The organism is Paracoccus aerius, assembly GCF_014656455.1.
GTDB classification, from domain to species: Bacteria; Pseudomonadota; Alphaproteobacteria; order Rhodobacterales; family Rhodobacteraceae; genus Paracoccus; species Paracoccus aerius.
Genome location: NZ_BNCL01000072.1, coordinates 1 through 2142, shown reverse-complemented (window position 1 = coordinate 2142; position 2142 = coordinate 1). Strand labels below are relative to the sequence as shown.

1 protein-coding gene is annotated in these 2142 nt (G+C 57.2%); it reads right to left on the bottom strand.

The annotated features are described in order from the left end of the window. Positions 1-40: 40 nt before the first annotated feature. Positions 41-820 (bottom strand): extracellular solute-binding protein, encoded by a 780-nt coding sequence (locus IE224_RS20670; protein ID WP_191313392.1) that lies wholly within the window; start codon positions 818-820, stop codon positions 41-43. Between the last annotated feature and the right edge of the window lie 1322 nt (positions 821-2142).

Below are 2142 nucleotides of genomic sequence, written 5' to 3'. Positions count from 1 at the left end.
ACCTGAAAGCCGCTGCCTGACATGAAACCCATGCCAGAGCTTAGCTGAGCGGCAAACTGGTCGAAAATTCCGGACCATCTCTGGGCTTGTTCTCATTGATGGCCGCATCGAAAAGCCGCCCATTATAGGCGGTCGTCATGACGACCTCGCCATCGGCCAGAAGCTGCACAGGCTGCGCCCCTGCCTCCCACCGCACGGTGTCGTTCTTGATGGTATCAAGCTTCGCAAAGGCCCGATCGACGCCTTCGGGTGCGGCAAGAACCGTATAGACGTCCGCAGGTTCGACGCCATCGGCCATCAAGGCCAGTTCAAGCGAGAACTTGGCGCCCTTGCGCAGGCCGCGCTTGCCTGGAAACTTCTCCAGATCGAAGAAGTCGCTGGCCGACATGACACCTTCCAGCTGGTCACCGCGGTATCCAATCACTGTGGAATAAACGAGGATACCCACACCGCAGTCATAAAGGCCGCCCTCGATGAAATCATCGGCGGCCTTTGTCCCGTCAATGCCGTCGGGAAGTTCCTCGATGGGAAGCTGCTCCAGCAGCCCCTCGTCGCACAGCCGGACCAGATCGGAGGGTTCGACATCGGCGATATCCACCGTCACGTTGCCGACTTCCACCTGTGCCTTGATGGGAACGGCAGGATTGTCGGCATCGATCGAATTGATCTTGATGCCTGTTTCGGCCATGTAGGGCTTGTGATAGGCCTCCATCTGGGCGGCTGCGACCGCGCCTCCCCAGGACATCACGTTGATCTCCTCGGCCTGAGCGCCAAGGCCCGATGCTGCCAGTCCGACCGTGACTGCAAGGACAGTCTTCATTTTTCTCTCCTGTTGGTGATTGTTCTTGTTTTCTTGGCGTCCTTTGCGAACGCGATCAGGCAGTCAGCATGTGAACCGCCTGCCTGTCCAAGAGGAGGATATTTCTAATTTTCTGTTTGTCGATGTAAAAGCCGACCTTCGTGACACCTCCTTCGTACGCTAATTTATTGCGATGAGGCCACGTGCGGCCAGCGTTACGCGGCCCGCAAGGCACGGCGGGGCTGATACGGGAAGCCGCGCCGATGAGGATGGCCGGTCAACTGCCCTGCCCCGTCGTTCTGAACGATCCTTCGTAGCCGAAGGGCAATCAGGAAGCCCGCGGCACTTCAGTGGCGAGGCCTCTCGCTCATCCGTGCGTAATCCCCTTGGGTCATGATCCGACAGTTGAAGAGCCTGCCCTCGTCATCCAGATCGCAGATCCACCAATGTCTTCGGGGAACAAGCGACACTTGGACCAGATGGCGACCCCGCTCAGAATATCGGACCCCGGTCCGAAAGCCACTCGCCTCTTCCGCGCTCTTTACAGCCCGGATAAGGCGTTCGTCCCTCAGTCGGATAGCCTCGCCGTGAGTGATCATGTGTTCCGCTCCGTCAGGTTCTGCCGGCACGGTGGATTCAACTTCCGCGGGTCATTCCTGTTCCGTGGGCTATATGTCTCTTCCCAACAGGCAGGTGGCGAGGCTCATAGTTTGGGCCGCTGGGTCTTGAGAAGCCTTGCCTGCTGCTCCTTGGAAAGCGCGTAGCAGACCTAGCGTGGGACGTAGCAACCCAGGCCCGGGATCATCTTCCTGAGGTGATTTGCAATACAGGGGCCGCCATGATCAGCTGAGCGCTTAGTCTTCAAACGGCGCATCATGCCAGAAATGGCCGAAAACCGGCAAACGGATGAAGTTGTCGCAGCCCCCACCTGCACACATGCATGTTTAATTATTTGTGTTTGTGTGGATCCAATTAGGCGTTACTACGGCTGCATGCCTATACAACGGAGCTTTTGGATATCTGCGAACGTTCGCGCGGTTGCGGTCCAAGAACGTCTGACCCTCAACTGCAGTCAGCGCTCTGAACCTGCGCATGCTCAAGAACGATCAGTTTTCTCGCCGACGCTTTGGTCAGTCAGTCACACAGCCGTATCTATATTTCTTTGCGCAGGTATTTATTTGTGCGGCTGCACACTTCTACAGTTACACGTGTGTTCAGCCGCGCTTCTGGATGTCTGCGAACGTTCGCGCGGTTGCGGTTCAAGAACGTCTGACCCTCAACTGCAGTCAGCGCTCTGAACCTGCGCATGCTCAAGAACGATCAGTTTTCTCGCCGACGCTTTG

Bases quoted from the DNA above. Each gene is read 5' to 3' on its own strand.
- IE224_RS20670 (WP_191313392.1), bottom strand. From the start codon at position 820: ATGAAGACTGTCCTTGCAGTCACGGTCGGACTGGCAGCATCGGGCCTT.